Source organism: Bacillus sp. XT-4, assembly GCF_050864245.1.
GTDB lineage: Bacteria > Bacillota > Bacilli > Bacillales > Bacillaceae > Bacillus > Bacillus altitudinis.
Map to the genome: position 1 here is coordinate 178,895 of NZ_JBPAFI010000001.1, position 15,682 is coordinate 194,576.

The 15,682-nt window shown below is 40.9% G+C and carries 22 protein-coding genes; 7 read left to right on the forward strand and 15 right to left on the reverse strand.

What is annotated here, in order from left to right:
- Nucleotides 1-42: 42 nt before the first annotated feature.
- From ACRRMM_RS00845 to ACRRMM_RS00865, 5 genes are all read right to left on the reverse strand, one after another.
- Nucleotides 43-873 carry a M15 family metallopeptidase gene (locus tag ACRRMM_RS00845; protein WP_007500752.1) on the reverse strand — a complete coding sequence of 277 codons (831 nt, stop codon included), beginning with the start codon at nt 871-873 and terminating at the stop codon, nt 43-45.
- Between the two features lie 68 nt (nt 874-941).
- Nucleotides 942-1,637 (reverse strand): purine-nucleoside phosphorylase, encoded by a 696-nt coding sequence (gene deoD, locus ACRRMM_RS00850; protein ID WP_007500754.1) that lies wholly within the window; start codon nt 1,635-1,637, stop codon nt 942-944.
- 110 nt (nt 1,638-1,747) lie between these two features.
- Nucleotides 1,748-2,065: a YodL domain-containing protein gene (locus ACRRMM_RS00855; protein ID WP_007500756.1), complete on the reverse strand. Its 318-nt coding sequence runs from the start codon at nt 2,063-2,065 to the stop codon at nt 1,748-1,750.
- 54 nt (nt 2,066-2,119) lie between these two features.
- Complete coding sequence (locus tag ACRRMM_RS00860; RefSeq protein WP_017359684.1) at nt 2,120-2,728, reverse strand: phosphatase PAP2 family protein; 609 nt, start codon at nt 2,726-2,728, stop codon at nt 2,120-2,122.
- 51 nt (nt 2,729-2,779) lie between these two features.
- A complete protein-coding gene (locus tag ACRRMM_RS00865) occupies nt 2,780-2,950 on the reverse strand; it encodes a YozD family protein (RefSeq protein ID WP_008346445.1) in 171 nt (56 codons plus the stop codon).
- A gap of 119 nt (nt 2,951-3,069) precedes the next feature.
- On the opposite strand from ACRRMM_RS00865, the gene ACRRMM_RS00870 reads away from it, so the two are divergent.
- Complete coding sequence (locus ACRRMM_RS00870; RefSeq protein ID WP_017359686.1) at nt 3,070-3,204, forward strand: hypothetical protein; 135 nt, start codon at nt 3,070-3,072, stop codon at nt 3,202-3,204.
- Here the strand turns inward: ACRRMM_RS00870 and ACRRMM_RS00875 are convergent.
- The 7 genes from ACRRMM_RS00875 to cgeC all read right to left on the reverse strand — a co-directional run bounded on the left by ACRRMM_RS00875 (nt 3,201) and on the right by cgeC (nt 9,301).
- Nucleotides 3,201-3,881 (reverse strand): hypothetical protein, encoded by a 681-nt coding sequence (locus ACRRMM_RS00875; protein ID WP_008346441.1) that lies wholly within the window; start codon nt 3,879-3,881, stop codon nt 3,201-3,203. The two genes, ACRRMM_RS00870 and ACRRMM_RS00875, sit on opposite strands and share 4 nt — an antisense overlap.
- A 147-nt stretch (nt 3,882-4,028) precedes the next feature.
- Nucleotides 4,029-4,253, reverse strand: coding sequence for a YozE family protein (locus ACRRMM_RS00880; RefSeq protein WP_008346438.1), 225 nt, complete (start codon nt 4,251-4,253; stop codon nt 4,029-4,031).
- 79 nt (nt 4,254-4,332) lie between these two features.
- Nucleotides 4,333-4,614 carry a YokU family protein gene (locus ACRRMM_RS00885; RefSeq protein ID WP_008346437.1) on the reverse strand — a complete coding sequence of 94 codons (282 nt, stop codon included), beginning with the start codon at nt 4,612-4,614 and terminating at the stop codon, nt 4,333-4,335.
- A 2-nt stretch (nt 4,615-4,616) separates the two neighbouring features.
- Nucleotides 4,617-6,017, reverse strand: coding sequence for a lysine 2,3-aminomutase (gene ablA / locus ACRRMM_RS00890; RefSeq protein ID WP_008346434.1), 1,401 nt, complete (start codon nt 6,015-6,017; stop codon nt 4,617-4,619).
- A gap of 116 nt (nt 6,018-6,133) precedes the next feature.
- The gene (locus tag ACRRMM_RS00895; RefSeq protein WP_428828407.1) at nt 6,134-7,510 is read right to left on the reverse strand and encodes a sigma-54 interaction domain-containing protein; all 1,377 of its coding nucleotides are present in this window, start codon (nt 7,508-7,510) and stop codon (nt 6,134-6,136) included.
- Between the two features lie 156 nt (nt 7,511-7,666).
- Nucleotides 7,667-8,962, reverse strand: a complete 1,296-nt coding sequence (locus tag ACRRMM_RS00900) for a glycosyltransferase family 2 protein (protein ID WP_048002262.1) — start codon at nt 8,960-8,962, stop codon at nt 7,667-7,669.
- Nucleotides 8,963-8,980: 18 nt separating this feature from the next.
- Nucleotides 8,981-9,301, reverse strand: coding sequence for a spore maturation protein CgeC (gene cgeC, locus ACRRMM_RS00905; RefSeq protein ID WP_007500768.1), 321 nt, complete (start codon nt 9,299-9,301; stop codon nt 8,981-8,983).
- Nucleotides 9,302-9,509: 208 nt separating this feature from the next.
- Between cgeC and ACRRMM_RS00910 the strand changes: the two genes are divergently transcribed.
- A complete protein-coding gene (locus tag ACRRMM_RS00910) occupies nt 9,510-9,911 on the forward strand; it encodes a hypothetical protein (protein WP_007500770.1) in 402 nt (133 codons plus the stop codon).
- A 183-nt stretch (nt 9,912-10,094) separates the two neighbouring features.
- Nucleotides 10,095-10,889, forward strand: a complete 795-nt coding sequence (locus tag ACRRMM_RS00915; protein WP_428828408.1) for a CgeB family protein — start codon at nt 10,095-10,097, stop codon at nt 10,887-10,889.
- Nucleotides 10,890-10,917: 28 nt separating this feature from the next.
- On the opposite strand, the gene ACRRMM_RS00920 is transcribed toward ACRRMM_RS00915, so the two are convergent.
- Nucleotides 10,918-11,640 carry a cytidylyltransferase domain-containing protein gene (locus ACRRMM_RS00920; RefSeq protein ID WP_017367462.1) on the reverse strand — a complete coding sequence of 241 codons (723 nt, stop codon included), beginning with the start codon at nt 11,638-11,640 and terminating at the stop codon, nt 10,918-10,920.
- Nucleotides 11,641-11,893: 253 nt separating this feature from the next.
- Between ACRRMM_RS00920 and ACRRMM_RS00925 the strand changes: the two genes are divergently transcribed.
- Nucleotides 11,894-12,922, forward strand: coding sequence for an SDR family NAD(P)-dependent oxidoreductase (locus ACRRMM_RS00925; RefSeq protein WP_017359692.1), 1,029 nt, complete (start codon nt 11,894-11,896; stop codon nt 12,920-12,922).
- Nucleotides 12,923-12,974: 52 nt separating this feature from the next.
- Here ACRRMM_RS00925 and msrB read toward each other — a convergent pair whose 3' ends face one another.
- Nucleotides 12,975-13,406 (reverse strand): peptide-methionine (R)-S-oxide reductase MsrB, encoded by a 432-nt coding sequence (gene msrB, locus ACRRMM_RS00930; RefSeq protein ID WP_007500777.1) that lies wholly within the window; start codon nt 13,404-13,406, stop codon nt 12,975-12,977.
- Nucleotides 13,406-13,939 (reverse strand): peptide-methionine (S)-S-oxide reductase MsrA, encoded by a 534-nt coding sequence (gene msrA / locus ACRRMM_RS00935; RefSeq protein ID WP_035391726.1) that lies wholly within the window; start codon nt 13,937-13,939, stop codon nt 13,406-13,408. Before msrA ends, msrB begins: the two co-directional genes overlap by 1 nt.
- A 138-nt stretch (nt 13,940-14,077) precedes the next feature.
- On the opposite strand from msrA, the gene ACRRMM_RS00940 reads away from it, so the two are divergent.
- From ACRRMM_RS00940 to ACRRMM_RS00950, 3 genes are all read left to right on the forward strand, one after another.
- Nucleotides 14,078-14,509, forward strand: coding sequence for a MarR family transcriptional regulator (locus ACRRMM_RS00940; RefSeq protein ID WP_007500780.1), 432 nt, complete (start codon nt 14,078-14,080; stop codon nt 14,507-14,509).
- Between the two features lie 52 nt (nt 14,510-14,561).
- Complete coding sequence (locus tag ACRRMM_RS00945; RefSeq protein ID WP_008346413.1) at nt 14,562-14,822, forward strand: hypothetical protein; 261 nt, start codon at nt 14,562-14,564, stop codon at nt 14,820-14,822.
- 117 nt (nt 14,823-14,939) lie between these two features.
- Nucleotides 14,940-15,608 carry a DUF4397 domain-containing protein gene (locus tag ACRRMM_RS00950; RefSeq protein WP_039963952.1) on the forward strand — a complete coding sequence of 223 codons (669 nt, stop codon included), beginning with the start codon at nt 14,940-14,942 and terminating at the stop codon, nt 15,606-15,608.
- Nucleotides 15,609-15,682 lie beyond the last annotated feature (74 nt).

Below are 15,682 nucleotides of genomic sequence, written 5' to 3' on the forward strand. Positions count from 1 at the left end.
TATAAAAGAAGGCCTCCCAGCTTCGGGAGGCCTTTTATTTGTTTATATTTTCTTCACTTTATTCATATACTCTTCGAAAGTTAAATCATGATCATGCATCGCTTTTGCAGCTTCTTTCCCTACATAGCGCAAGTGCCACGGCTCATATTCATATTTCGTGATGTCTTCTTTCCCTTTTGGATAACGGATGATAAAGCCATATTTATAAGCGTTTTTGGCTACCCATTTACCATCAGGTGTTTCACCAAATTTTTCAGAGATTTCAAAGCCGGCACTTTTTGAGGAAATATCCATGGCAAGACCTGTTTGATGCTCACTTTCGCCTGGTAAGGCTACGGCTTCTTGGGCTTTTTCTTTCCCTTTTAGTTTCACTTCACTATCAAAAATGACTTTTTGACGATCATAGGAACGATAGCCAGATACTGCAGCAAGCTCAAAGTTTTCCTTTTTAGCACCTTTGAATAACTTTGCAAGTGCCTCCGCTGCTTCTTTTCGAATATATCGTTTTTCAATATCCTCTGAAAAAGAGAATTCCACTTTTGGTACAACGAGATCAGAAGGTTTATAGGTTCCTGGCAGTGCATATTCTTTGTTCACTAAAGCAAGCACATTTTCAGGGTTTTGAATGGTCTTCAGTCCGCTCACTACCTTGATGTCATTGAAATATTCACTCTTTAACGTCAGCTCTTGATTAGATGAATCTGCCGTATCGTTTGAGTTTTGCTGGGATGATGAACTTGCTGCGTTCTTTTGTTCGTTTGTTTTGTTAGATTCAGTGGTACCGCTTTTCTGATCCAGCAACTGGCAGCCTGATAATGCGGCCGTCAAACCAAGAATCGATGCGATTGAGAGTATTTTATAGCTTTTCTTCATGACATACCTTCCTTTTGCTCTACTAAAAAAATAAAGATGCGCTACATCGTAGCACACCCTTTATACTATTATAAAACAGAATCTAGTGCAATTAAGATCATTTCGTCAAATGTCGTTTGACGCTCTTCAGCAGTTGTTTCTTCTCCTGTTAGCACATGATCGCTCACTGTCAGAATCGACAACGCTTTTCTGCCAAATTTTGCAGCAAGCGTATAAAGAGCCGTTGTCTCCATTTCGATCGCTAGAATTCCATATTGGTCCATCAGCTCAAGTGGTTTTTCATTATAAAACTGGTCTGCTGTAAATACATTCCCAACACGCACAGCTACATTTTTCGCTTCTGCTGTGTCGTAGGCTTTTTTCAGTAAACCAAAATCAGCACATGGTGCGTAATCAATCGGTCCAAATGCCACACGGTTCATTTGAGAATCTGTTGATGATGTTTGAGCTAAGATGACGTCACGTACATTGACATCTTTTTTGATCGCTCCGCAAGAGCCAACACGGATTAAGTTTTGAACATCATAGCTTTGGATCAGCTCATTCACATAGATCGAAATAGACGGTACGCCCATTCCAGTACCTTGTACAGAAATGCGTTTTCCTTTATATGTTCCAGTATAACCATACATGCCGCGCACTTCGTTATAGCACACAACATCTTCTAAGTATGTATCTGCAATATATTTCGCACGAAGCGGATCGCCTGGCAGCAATACCGTTTCTGCAATTTGTCCTTTTTCTGCTCCAATATGTACACTCATTTTTTAGCCTCCACTTACGTTTAACATGTGTTTAGTCCCATTTATTATAAACGATTGCGTTCAAAAAAGAAAATACCAGCTGAAAGTAAAGCTGGCATCGTCGTTTATATTTAACTCATCGTCATTAGGCGTTCACTGCGTTTCCATCCTGCCGGAAAGAGCTGGTAGTAGCACTTCCCTTTTTTCTGGTCATCAATCACAACGATATCCCCAGTTGTGATAAACCGTGCATTGTAATCATTAGGGACTGTATCTTGTACATTAAATGTCGAGAATGCTTTTTCCAGTACATCAAGGTGTGTCCTGCCGCCAATCTTTGTCCGGTACACAGGCTGATGCCCGCTTTCTGCACCATATTCAGGTGTTTGATAAATGGTTAAGTGATAAGCTGAAGGTTTCTTTTGAAAAAATCTCAACGTCAATTGCATTCAAATCCCTCCCCTTTTATATAAAATTGGCTGGGATCTATGAATTTCCTTCTTCTATTTTTGTCGAATGACGGACAATTTTTCGTCAATCTTTTTACATATGAGAAATAAAGCTAGTCCTATCGCAAAGCCCCCTGCTACATCAGTGACATAATGAACACCGATATACATCCTGCTGATGCCGATCATCAGCACATAGCACCCTGTCACCATGTAGACTGCTTTTTGTCTCTTTTTCAGCCACGGAACCATTTCAATGAATAGATAGGCGATAAATGGATAGATCGTTGCTGCATTCATAGAATGTCCGCTCGGAAAGCTGTAATAGGTCTCATTCACTAGATGATCAAAGGCTGGACGCTCTCTAGCAAACAGTCCTTTCAGTTCATGATTGACCGTTTTTTCTGCTATATATAGTAGAAAAAGCAGCATAATAGAGTGGTAGCGTTTATACATAAACAGCACCACGCTAAAGATGAGCATGATTGGGACAAGCAGCGCACTGATACCAAAGTCAGTCAAAGTCAGCATGACATCATTTAAAAAAGGAAGTCTGATGTTTTCAAACGATAAGATGATCTGGTTGTCCAACTCCTGGAACATGCCAGACACCATAAGCGCTGCGATGGCGCCAAACAAAAGGAAAAAAATGATGACATACACGCGAACCAATTCCCCTCCCTTTCTACTCAGAATCTCTTCAAAGTATAGTGCCTACCGCGCCTCTTCTTCAACTATCATTGCTTTCCTCAGCATATATTCAAATGTAATATCGGCAAGCTCAAACGTTTCCAGCTCAGATGGTATGTACCCTCTTTTGACCAGCTCCGTGTAGAAGAATTCTGCAATTTCCTCTGTATCAATCACCAAATCTGCTTCTTTCATTGCTTTCCGCCTCCTTTTTTATGATGTATGAACGCTGCCTTATTTTTATTACAGTTTGTCATAATGGCTCATTCCATACATATAAATGCAGTAAACGAAAAGAAAAGGGGCATGAGGCAATGAAATGGTTAAGCATTTTAGATGGACATACTTTTGATCAGGTGATGGGCCGTATCTTGAGGGGATGGTTTTATGTGATTGCTTTTTTCTGTGTTCCTTACTTTTTATTCGTGTTAGGACAAGTCTTCTTTTAACCAAAATGCTCGTTTAAACTTTCCAAAATAAAGTCCATCATATCCTTATATTCTGGGTCTTTGAAAAATTCATAGAGAATTTTATAATCATTGTAAATATCAAGAAGCTCATCCACTATAGATACAGCGAGAAATTCTAGTGATGCTTCGCTTTCTTGTTTCTCTTCTAACTGTAATAGAGCGGTTTGCACCATATCTTCCTCTATTTCTTTTGAGGTTTCTCCAACGTAATGCACAAAAAGAAGCTGATGAACAAACTGATCCATCTCATATTTTCTTAGGACAAGCGTCAAGTCTTCTTCTTCTGTTTCCAGCCATTCTCCGTCTTTTAACCTTGTCAGTTCATAAATGACATCTTCCCAGCCATCTTCAAGGTAGCGCCATATCTCAGTCCGATGGCCAATGATTTTAAATAGCTCTTTCCCGTAATCCTTTACATATACAACATCGCCAATGAGGAACTCATATTCAATGTCCAGCTTTTCTGTATCTACAATCACCCCGTCGTATTCATCGTAAAGCTGGAGTGATGTTTCAAAATAAAGCACCTCATTATGATTGACCTCATATAGATAATGTTGGTCAATTTGATGGACTTTTGTTATCGTTCCAACTGTGCCGTACATGACAACGACGACAATATCCCCTACTTTATATTTTGGTGCTTTCGCCTTCATTCTGTCTCCCCCTTGCCCGACTTTTGGTCTTAACGTATCGTATGCCGGCGCAAGGAATTCTGCATGGGCAACCACACCATGCAAAACGCCATTTTATTTCTTCATGAAAAAACCGCTTCTTCCATACGGAACAAGCGGTTGTGTGTGTTATTTTTTTTTGACTTCTACTTCGTATTGCTCAAAAGCCTCATCAAATGTCGTCATGGAGCTTAAATAGTCCCCATTTAACTCTAAATAGGCACATAGCTCATGATAATCAGTGGATGCTTTAGGAAAGCTGTGATCTTCATAAGCAGCATTTGCAAAATGACTGATGTCATCCTTCGGTTTTGGATGTCTGTACTTCATTAAATAATGGTAAAACGACTTCACCTGTTTTTCCCTCCGCGACACTCTATTTTGTTGTTATATTATACAGGAATTTGATGACTTGTATAGGCGGAGGTACAACTCATGAAGAAAAATCAAAGTAATTACGCTTTAATAACCGCTCCATGCTCATTAATTCTTCATATAAGATTTTTTCTGGAAGTTTTGTTTGATCGACTAAAATTAATTGATCTTCTATCTCTTTTACTGTCTCATCCTTCTGATACGTCATCCCGCAATGCGTGCAAGAAATCGAAGGCGTTTCCAAAATCTCAATCGATTGTGTGCCCGTGATGAGTTCCCAATAGACTGTGGTCTGTCCTGCGTTCGCTTTCTTCTCCTCACACCAATCACATGTCAGCAACGTTATTTCTCCTCCTTTACGGTTTGTTCTTTTTTGAGCTGGGCTTGATATTTCTTCTCTTTTAATTCATCTCGTTTTTCACGTTTGTTTTTGAGCGTATCATGTTCAGGATTCGTTTCATAAGACTCTCTTCGTTTCATTCGGCTTAAATTTTCAGGCGTAAAGGATCTTGCTTCATCTTCAAATAGAGCAGTTATGCCAATGGCGGGTTCTTTCTTTTCTTCATAGATTTCATTAAAATACGCATCTGCTTGGCCTGCGACGTAATGTTCTGGCTCCGGATAAGAGGTGATCACACCTTCAAAGTTACGCAGGACCACTTTCTCAGGGCTTTGAGATAATAAATAATTTGGCTGTAAGGTGATCTTACCTCCGCCGCCTGGCGCATCTACAACAAAGCTTGGCACGGCATAACCACTCGTATGTCCTCTTAAGCCTTCAATGATTTCAAGGCCTTTTGAAACCGGTGTTCTAAAGTGGCCGATCCCCTCAGATAAATCACATTGATAAATATAATAAGGTCTGACGCGAATCATGACGAGATCATGCATCAGCTTCTTCATAATTGGCACACTGTCGTTAATTCCTGCTAGGATCACCGCCTGATTACCAACAGGGACGCCAGCATTGACAAGTCGCTCACACGCTTCTTTTGCTTCTTTTGTGATTTCAATGCTTGTATTAAAGTGAGTGTTCAGCCAAACAGGATGATATTTTTTTAAAATCTCACACAATTCATCTGTAATTCGCTGCGGAAACACGACCGGGGCACGTGTTCCAATTCGAATGATTTCAACGTGAGGAATGTCTCGTAAGTTTTTCAAAATGTATTCAAGCACTTGATCATTAATTAACAGCCCGTCACCGCCTGAAATTAACACATCCCGCACTTCAGGGGTTTCTCTAATATATCCAATGGCGGCATCTAATTGCTTTTTCGGCACACCCATCCCGATCTGACCGGAAAAGCGCCTTCTCGTACAATAGCGGCAGTACATGGAGCACTGATTTGTGACAAGAAACAGCACACGATCTGGGTAGCGGTGCGTTAAACCTGGAACAGGTGAATCCTCATCTTCATGGAGCGGATCTTCGAGGTCATATTTTGTTTTATGAAGCTCCTCTGCAATTGGTACAGACTGCATACGAATTGGGCATCTTGGATCGTCTGGATTCATCAGTGAGGCATAGTAGGGTGTTATGTTGAGTGGAATGGTTTTCGTGGAAATCTTCACCCCTTCTTTTTCCTCTTCTGTTAAGTTCACGACTTTTTCTAAATCTTCAAGCGTTTTGACCGTATGCGTCAGCTGCCAAATCCAGTCGTTCCACTTTTCCTCGGGTACGTCCTTCCAAAGTTCAATGTCCTTCCAATGTCGCGCAGGTTGATACAGTTTTTGATTCATATCCATTCCCCCTATCAGCATTCACTTTATACTATGCAAGTTATGTGCCAACATGGGAAAATGCCCCTATTCTTTAGAAAAGGAGCTTTTCCGTCACATTCACCTGTTTGAAGTGCCTACTTTTTGGCATCTATATATTTTTTTAGTTTATACTGCAATGTTTGTCGAGGAATTTTTAAAGCGGCTGCTGTTTGCTTAATATTCCCTGCGTGCTGTCTTAAAGCTTCTTGAATCAGCGTTTGTTCAAATGACGTCACTTGACTTTTTAATGAGGACTCTGGCGGATGACTTTCTATCTGATGCGTCCGCAAATGGGCAGGAAGATATGCTGGGGTGATTTCTTCTGCTTCCTTTGGCATCATCAAGACGGCATGCTCGATCGTATGTTTTAATTCTCTGACATTCCCTGGCCACTGATGGGCCATAAATACTTGGACAGTTTCTTCAGAAAGGCGGTTGACGTTTTTAGAAAATTGCTGATGATACGTTTGAATAAAGTGGCGGGATAACAGCTGGATATCATGCTTCCTTGTGCGAAGCGGCGGGATATGAAATGATGACACATGCAGTCTATAAAATAAGTCTTCTCTTAACATTTGTTTTTTAACGGCTTCAAATGGGTCGATATTGAGGGCAGTAATCACTCTGACATTTACTTGAACCGCCTTTGCATCACCTATCCGGCGGACAACACCATCCTCTAACACACGCAGTAATTTTGTTTGAAGCGTAAGCGGCATCGCTTGCAGCTCATCAAGAAAAAGCGTACCGCCATCTGCTAACTCAAACAACCCCTTGCGATCTATTGCGCCCGTATAACTTCCTTTGACAGACCCGAATAAAAGACTTTCAAGCAGCGATTCTGGAAGAGCAGCGCAGTTTTGCGGGATAAAGACTTGATCCTTCCGATCAGATGCATGAACAATCGCTTGTACGAGTACCTCTTTTCCTGTCCCAGTTTCCCCGAAGACCATAACCGATGAAGGATATGCAGCAGCTTTTTTCGCTTTCTCCAGCATCTCTTTTAAGTGTGGATCATTTGTTAAAAATGAAGAAAAATCGAGCATTTGAGTGGTCTCTGCGGCACCATCCGTTCGTTTTTTTTGATCTAAACGATTCGAAAGCGCCGACAGCTTCGACACATCCTTCGCTACTTCTACCGCCCCAATTAACTTGCTGCCTTCCATAATGGGCAGTGTGGTGTTGACGGTCTCAATTTTTTCTCCATTTTTATTCAAATAGGTTTGCAACGAATGATAAATGGGTTTTCCTGTTCTAAGTACATGCATGAGTGTACTTGTCTTTTCAGTTAATGAAGGATACACATCCAGTATGTACTTGCCAATCACCTCTTCTTTCGCTAAACAGTCGAACTTCGCTGCATTATGATTATAAAAGATGGTAACCCCTTGATCGTCTACAACGTGAATCGCTTCATCGATGGCTTCTAAAATTAATTCAAACCAATCCGCTCTTTCGACAACCTTCCCCACTATTTCCCCCTCACTCTCTATGCCGAAAATTCGGCACTGTATTGCCCAATTTTCAGCGGCTTGATGATGTTCAACGTGTTCCCCTATCCTTTTCACGATTCGCTTTTTCCTGTCGATCTCCTGCTTTTTTCATCTATTCTAAAAAAAGCACCCCTCTTAGGAGGAGTGCTTTCGTCCTGACATCTGATAAAGAGACAAGTCAAATTCCTGAAGTGACTCCATATACAGCGGCACAATTGGCTTTCCTTCTTGAAAAAATGCAAATTGAGAAGGTTGTAGTTTGATTGGCTGATGGTAAAACGCAAATATTTTCACTACCTCAGGGACAATTCGGCAAAAGGTATCATGCACAAATAAATAGACATCTTGTTTCCATTTAAACAGCCGTCTATTTGGCGGGCTGAATATAGGAGATACTTGAATGATGCTGCCTTCCTCAAACGTCTCCAGCTGCTGTTTTGTGACCGTGTAAATCTCCTTTTGATGAAACTGAAAATATTGCACATCACGTCTTGAAGCAAACCTTCTTTTTGTCTGATGTTCAATATAATAAAATGTTCTTCCGTTATCTGCAGTGACGACTGTATAATTCGGAACTGTCAGCGGCTCGTTCATTTCATATTTCATCGTACATAAGGAAGGAACACGAATCGCACGCCTGTTCTTTTCATTCACCCAGCGCTTGTCAATTAGATGAAGACATCCGTGAGCGATTTGATAATAAGCGCCATCTCTTTCAATCACAGTTCCGTCAATTAAATCGTAGGGCATACTCGCAAACATATGATGGAATGATTGTGGCGTTTTATATGTGGTATCTAGTACTTCTTGTAATGGATAGAACGCAGCAAAATGATTCAGTCTCATCCAAAACACAGAGTCAGCATGATGCCAATGTTTTGGTTCGTCGGCCCAGTATTGTCCGTATTTTTCATGAATAAGCGAAAGCAGCCGGCTTCTATGCATAACAGAGCAATGGTCGACTTGAAAGGATGCATGCTCCAACACTTGATCTGCTTCTCGAACGAAGCTCGCCGTTTCCACCAAATGCTGATTCACATGCACGACACGCTGCGAGGAATAGACGATATCTATGTGAGGCTTCGATTGAAAAACCTCGACCATTTTCTCTAAACGATCTTTTCTGTAGACTGTATCATCAGTTACATAACAAACCAGCTCACCTGTTATAAGTGTTAATGCTTCATTAATTAGCGTTGCATAACGTACAGTCTTCAGCCGGTTTGCAGGATAAATTTGATGAGAATACAATTGAATGCGCTTATCCACTAAATAAGGCTGCATCTTTTGGATCGTTTCTTGTTCAGAGCCATCATCCATGATCAAAAGCTCCCAATGCTGATACGTTTGTTCTACCACACTCTTTAACACACGTTCAATGAAATCAGGTTTGTTGTAGCTTGTTAATATCACTGATACTTTCATGACCATTATCCTTTTTTAAATAGATTAAAAAGCCCCCCAGCTGACAATGTTCACATAAGGAACACTTACTCTTAGCTGATTTGTCGCATTTTTAAAGACTGCTACTGAGTCAAACAATTGTACGACAACCACGTTTTGCAGCACATCTCCATTGACTAAATGAACACGCGGCAGCGGAATGCCGAGCTCAAGCCACGGGCGCAGCAATTCTTTAATCTCTGACGCACTCCCTTCCTCACTTTCCTCTAAAAGATGAAGAAGAAGTATAATCAACACAACTTCAAGTATTCCTTCTGTTTCTAGTAATTCTTCGTTCCAGCCATTTAATAGTTGTTCAAATTCCATTCAGATTCCCTCTTTCTTCTCGTTTGATCTTTACTAGAGTATGAGGATCACTTCATTTAGCATCAGCATTTGAAAACATTTTTCAAAAATGTGTGAAGTCATTAAATGAAAAAAAGAACAAGGAATGAGCATTCTGCTTATACCAAAAAAAGAGAACGGCATATACATAGTGGTGTGTTTGAATGGATGAAGAAAGGATGGGGAAAACATGAGCGAAAAGCGTGCCGAATTAAAAAAAGAGCTATTAAAGCTGTTTTTCAAACCGCTTAGTCATGCGTTAACAGTTAATCTCGAAGAAGGAGGAGTTCAAGTGGAAGAAAAATTGAACGATTTATTTAGTGAGGTAGCTGCTGAAGCATCACCTTCAGATTCTGCTACAACACTCGACGTATCTCAACCAGCAAGATGGATTTTCGCAAGACTTGCACCTGGAACAGTCATTAGCATTGTCATGGACTCAGGTGACTTAATCGGACCCGTTCAATTCGTATCATTCGATGCTTCAACAGGTGTTGTTTTCGTCACACAAGAAAGCTCTGTGACACCTACAGGCTCTGCAACGACTCTATTAGATGTAGATAAAGTAGAAAGTGTTACGTTCACATCTTAATGTGAGAGGGCCATCATGAAGCTTCTTTATATCAGCTCTGGCTACGGTGGAATCTATCGGATGTTCGATCAATGGATAGAAGATAGCTTCATTGATTCCCCCTTTTCATGCGTCAAGGTGGAAAGGGAAACTCTACCCGCTCATATGCACAAAATCCGGACATTTTCTCCGGATTTTGTTTTCATGATGATCGGTGATCATATTCCAACAGAACTGCTTCATCAATTCAAACAAGAAAAGATCCCCGTTGTACTGTGGATGACAGAAGACCCTTTTTATATAGATGTGTCAGCTGCATGTGTAAGTGATGCACAGCTGATCTTAACGATTGACGAAGGTGCTTTGTCATTTTACAAACAAATGGGCGCTGATCACACGCACTACTTTCCCATTCCAACCAATACACACGTATTTCAGAAAAAAGAATCACCACATGAGTCGTGCATCTATGACATTGCACTCATTGGCTACCCTTATCCAAACCGCCTCAAAGCCATCGATACACTCTTACATCAAAACAAATGGCGCATTCTCGTAGCAGGAAAAGAGTGGCATCGCGTGTTGAATAAATCACGCAGACGATATCGCGATCTCTCACTGATGACCCGCTGGCTGAGTCCCGAGCAGATGGCAGACATCTATCAAACATCAGCCATTGTTCTGAATCCGCACAGGCCCGCGCAATTTGCCTATAATCAAAACAAAGCCAATGTTCAAAATATGAGTCTCAACAACAGAGCATTTGATATCGCTGCAAGCGGAGGCTTTCAGTTGACAGATCTACAACCGTCACAGGCATTTTCAAGCTTCGCTTTTTACACACATGGAAACGATTTGATTGAGCAGGTCGAGCACTATGTAACAAACCCTCAGCAAAGACAATCGGTTGCAGAGAACAATTACGAGCAAGTCATTCGCTGGAACACATTTGATACGCTGCCATACAGACTTTATGAAATAGTCAAAAGCGCCCTATGACCGGGCGCTTTTTCTAATTGCCATCATCTTATGCCGTTCCTTCTGCATCTTGTCGAGCCAATAAAATCTTCTCTGCCTTTTTCCGATCTTCCTCACTTTTCACAACAAGCGATTGCGCATGATCCATCATATATGCACCAACAGATCCTTCTAAAAAGGAATGAATGCATTCTTTTGCATATGGAACATGAAACGCATAGACAGCTCCATTTAAACGTCCATACGTATAAGGGTGCTCCTGAGTTGGTACAAAAAAATAATGATTGTCCTTATACAGGCTGGCTTCATTGGTGTCATGAAGTGTCCAAGTTTCATTTGGATTTTCTAACGCCTCTGTAAAAGAAGCCGCACAATCATATCCCCCCTCTACTAGAAGCTGCAAGCAGTTCTCAATATCTGCCGTCTGCCTTAGTGGTGATGCTGGATGCAAATACAAAACAATATCAAACGTCTTTCCCTCTCGTTCTAAATAAGCAAGCGCATGCTTCACAGCTACTAAAGAAGGTGTTTGTTCTGTCACATGTGTGCTTGGCAGTTCAATCACATTTGCTCCATAGTGGGACGAAATGATTTGAGTATTCACATCCTCTGAAGATACGATGACTTCATCTAATTCAATCATTTGTAATAATGGCTGAATGGTCCAATAGATTAGCGGCCGCTCCGCCAATACGCGAATGTGTTCAGCATGATGCCCCTGCTTGCTGCTAAAAGCTGGGATCATGGCTAAAATACGATTTCCCCTATACATGTATGATCTTCTCCCCTCGCGCAGCTCAGTATCAGTGAATACATTCTGAGAGCTGAACTGATCGCCGTACTGAAGTCTTCAGGTGCCTCGCTATTCTACTTAATCTTCTATCTCTACATATTCTATTAAGTCGTCAAGCAGATGGTTATAATTGGTTCACCTAATTTATGCATGAAGTGGTTCTTTTCCTCAAACGTCTTCCTCTCTTTCACATATGATGCAAAGTAGAGAAATGAGAGTTGGGGGATTAGATATGTCCAAACAAATAGAAACGAGTTTGAAGACCTTTTTTCGTGACAAAATCATCTTGGTCACAGGCGGTACGGGTTCGATTGGCCGGCAGATTGTGAAAAAATTAACAGCCTGCTCTCCTAAAAAGGTCATTGTCTTCAGTAAAGATGACAGTAAACAATACATGATGAAAAATGAATATGCGGCGCATCCAGAGGTTGTATTTGCACTTGGAGATGTGAGGGATGCCAGCCGCGTCAGGCAGCTTGTCAAAGGGGTAGATATCATCTTCCATGCAGCTGCACTCAAACAAGTACCCACCTGCGAAGATAATCCGTTTGAAGCTGTCCAAACCAACATCATCGGCGGACAGCATGTCATCGAAGCAGCACTTGAACATGAAGTCAGTCATGTTGTCAACATTTCAACCGACAAAGCGGTTTCTCCGACAAATGCCATGGGAGCTACAAAATTAATTTCAGAAAAATTGTTTTTTCAAGCGAATGAAAGTATTTCAAATCAGAAAACGAGGTTTTGCTCTGTCCGGTTTGGCAATGTGCTTGGATCAAGAGGTTCCGTCATCCCCATCATGCTTCAACAGTTGTTAAATGAACAACCTCTAACTGTAACTGATCCTAAGATGACACGCTTTTTTATGTCTATCGAAGAAGCTGTATCTCTCACGCTTGAAGCAGCTATCATGATGAAAGGCGGCGAAACATTCATTCTCAAGATGGAGTCATTACAGCTGGCTGATCTATTGAAAGCATTTCATGAATATGCCGGTCAGATCAACGTTCCTTCTCCTGATATTCTTGTTGTCGGAAAAAGACCTGGAGAAAAACTTCACGAGGAACTCACATTCCCTCACGAGGCAGATGCACTGTTTGAACATGAACAATTTTATGCCATTTTACCAAGACCACATCTTCACCCTCATTTTCAAAAAGTCCATTTGACCCATTACACATCAAACGAAGCACCGCTCATTACAAAAGAGAAGCTGTTTCACATCATTGAACAATTACATCATACACACCATAAAAAATAAAAAAATCGTCACACGGAAGCAGCTGACTTCCATGTGACGATTTTTAAATCAATTATTGAAAGATGTGTTTCAAATGACCATAGCCTTCTTTTTCAAGATCATCCTTCGGGATAAACTTTAAAGCGGCAGAATTAATACAATACCGAAGACCGTTTGGCCCTGGGCCGTCTGGGAATACATGACCAAGGTGAGAGTCGGCCGTCTTACTGCGAACTTCTGTCCGCACCATGCCATGGCTCGTATCTACTTTCTCTTCTACCTCTTGATCTTCAATCGGTTTTGTAAAACTTGGCCAGCCGCAATGGGCATCAAATTTATCTAAAGAAGAAAACAATGGTTTGCCTGAAATGATATCTACATAAATGCCCTCTTCCTTATGGTCCCAAAATTCATTTTGAAATGGCGGCTCAGTTCCATTATTTTGCGTCACTTCGTACTGCATTCGGTTTAATTCTTTGATGCGCTGCTCTTTTTCGTTAGCCATTATTTATCACTCCAATGAGATTGAATAAAACCTGCTCTGCCCGAACCGACATGGTATCGTTCGTAGTGCATTTTGTTCTTTTTATAATAATGCTGATGATATTCCTCAGCAGGATAAAAAGGACTAGCCTCTAAAATTTCTGTCACGATTGGCTTTTGGAAAATTCCACTTTGGCTCAGCTGCTCTTTTGATGTTTCTGCAAGTTGCCTTTGTTTTTCATTGTGGACATAAATCCCTGTACGGTAGGACTCTCCTCTATCACCAAATTGTCCTCCATCATCTGTTGGGTCTATTTGCTGCCAATATAGTTCTAATAGCTTCTCATACGGAAAAACGTCTGGATCAAAGGTAATTTGAACGGCTTCTCTATGGCCTGTTGTATTTGTACATACTTCCTCATAGGTTGGATTCACTGTATGTCCGCCAGTATACCCTGATTCAACTTTGATAATGCCTGGCTGTTCATCAAAAGGTTTAACCATACACCAGAAACAGCCTCCAGCAAATGTGGCTAATTCTTGTTTTTCAGACATATTAGTGCCCCCTTCATTTAAAAAATGGTATCATCATATTATAACATGATAAAAAATAATGAAAATGATACGACTTGTATACCTAAAAACAAATGAAAGCATTCTGTCGTATCTTAAAATATAATGGGGGTTTAATGATTGGAACAAAGAAAACAAATGATGTATGAAATGGATACTTTACTGAGAACCGTATTTAAGCAAATACGTTATGAAATTAACAGCTTGCTTGAAAACGAATTATCTCGGAATGAATTTCTCATTTTAAATCTGCTGCGTGAACAAGGCGCAAAAAAAGTAACGGAATTCGCCTCAATTCTCGGTGTATCAGCAAGCCATATTACAGCTGTAACCGACACGCTTGTAGAAAAAGGCTGGATCACTCGTATCCGTTCAAAAGAGGATCGACGCATCATCAAAATCCACTTAACCGATAAGGGTAAGGAAATTACTGAGCATTTTGAGAAAAAGAAAACAGAATACTTCATGGAACGATTTGAATCATTTGATGATGAAGAACTGAAAACGATGATCAAGTTATTTAAAAAGCTGGATAAAAGTCAAAAGGATTAAGCATAGATTTTAGCGTGGAGGACATGCTACGGATAAAAAGGTGGAATGAACCATGACAAGTCCATATCTTTGTCCGAACTGCAAAACCAACAGAACGCGTTTTAACCTCATCGAGCAGCATTCAGAACCTGTGAAACTTGATCCAGCAACTGGAGCTATTGTCGAAACATATGAAGGAGATCAGCTTTCTCCTTTTCACATGAACTATCAAGGACCGAAAATCAAAGTCCAGTGCGGCGTTTGCGGATTAATTGAGGATGAAAAAACGTTCATTAAGCTGGCTGAATATCATCAATATTCATCTCCTTCTTAATACGAGAGCCTGACACTTTTTGTCAGGCTTTTTTCTATGTTTCTTTTGCCTATACAGATCGTCCCTTTCTTGCATACGCTACAAAAAACACATTGTAGAGAAAGAAGGGATAAAGACGTGCAGCAGCTCTACGAGATGAATCAATTTCTATATCGTCCATTAGCTACCTTCCCCCCATACCATCCGAGAAACACCATTTCCAAAGCTGTTATTCGATTATTTCACGCTGCACCGGATTTAAGTGAGCTTGCTGTATTTGTAAATCAACAGCCAATCCAAAAAAAGCTACCATACGGTCAGCTGTCTGCTTATATGGAATGGGATGAGGGTGTTTATGAGATAGAAGTATTCAAGCTGGCTACAAAAGAAAAAATTCTTTCTTCTCGTATGATGATTAATGGAAACGAGACTTACACGCTATGTATCACAGGAGCTCGTACCGGCTTTGCGTTGCTCACAGAAAAGCAAGACTCGCTGATTAAGCAAGATGAGCTATCAGCACTCACGTTTATCCAGCTGTCACCAGACCTCCCTTTCATTGATATATATGAACGAGATCAAGGCATGTTATCAAAGGAGCTCGGATATGTAAACGGCACCCAAACCCACCACTTCTCTCCGAATAAGTATCACTTTGAATTAAAAGCTGCCGGTACTCAAAGTGTACTGCTAGATATTCCGAAAGTTCACCTGCAAACAAAGCGGGCCTATCTTATTTTACTTCATGGATTTGCAAACGGAGAGCCAGAGCTAATGGCAAAAGTCGTCTTGTCTCACCAAATGTAAAAAGAGCCTTTCCAAATGGAAAAGGCTCTCAGCGTGTAGACAAAGCCTCGCATTCGGTGTCAGTCCTGCGTGCC

Coding starts and splice junctions, on each gene's coding strand:
- ACRRMM_RS00845 (WP_007500752.1), bottom strand. CDS start 873: ATGAAGAAAAGCTATAAAATACTCTCAATCGCATCGATTCTTGGTTTG.
- deoD (WP_007500754.1), bottom strand. CDS start 1,637: ATGAGTGTACATATTGGAGCAGAAAAAGGACAAATTGCAGAAACGGTA.
- ACRRMM_RS00855 (WP_007500756.1), bottom strand. CDS start 2,065: ATGCAATTGACGTTGAGATTTTTTCAAAAGAAACCTTCAGCTTATCAC.
- ACRRMM_RS00865 (WP_008346445.1), bottom strand. CDS start 2,950: ATGAAAGAAGCAGATTTGGTGATTGATACAGAGGAAATTGCAGAATTC.
- ACRRMM_RS00870 (WP_017359686.1), top strand. CDS start 3,070: ATGAAATGGTTAAGCATTTTAGATGGACATACTTTTGATCAGGTGATG.
- ACRRMM_RS00875 (WP_008346441.1), bottom strand. CDS start 3,881: ATGAAGGCGAAAGCACCAAAATATAAAGTAGGGGATATTGTCGTCGTT.
- ablA (WP_008346434.1), bottom strand. CDS start 6,017: ATGAATCAAAAACTGTATCAACCTGCGCGACATTGGAAGGACATTGAA.
- ACRRMM_RS00900 (WP_048002262.1), bottom strand. CDS start 8,962: ATGGTCATGAAAGTATCAGTGATATTAACAAGCTACAACAAACCTGAT.
- cgeC (WP_007500768.1), bottom strand. CDS start 9,301: ATGGAATTTGAACAACTATTAAATGGCTGGAACGAAGAATTACTAGAA.
- ACRRMM_RS00910 (WP_007500770.1), top strand. CDS start 9,510: ATGAGCGAAAAGCGTGCCGAATTAAAAAAAGAGCTATTAAAGCTGTTT.
- ACRRMM_RS00915 (WP_428828408.1), top strand. CDS start 10,095: ATGATGATCGGTGATCATATTCCAACAGAACTGCTTCATCAATTCAAA.
- ACRRMM_RS00920 (WP_017367462.1), bottom strand. CDS start 11,640: ATGTATAGGGGAAATCGTATTTTAGCCATGATCCCAGCTTTTAGCAGC.
- ACRRMM_RS00925 (WP_017359692.1), top strand. CDS start 11,894: ATGTCCAAACAAATAGAAACGAGTTTGAAGACCTTTTTTCGTGACAAA.
- msrB (WP_007500777.1), bottom strand. CDS start 13,406: ATGGCTAACGAAAAAGAGCAGCGCATCAAAGAATTAAACCGAATGCAG.
- msrA (WP_035391726.1), bottom strand. CDS start 13,939: ATGTCTGAAAAACAAGAATTAGCCACATTTGCTGGAGGCTGTTTCTGG.
- ACRRMM_RS00945 (WP_008346413.1), top strand. CDS start 14,562: ATGACAAGTCCATATCTTTGTCCGAACTGCAAAACCAACAGAACGCGT.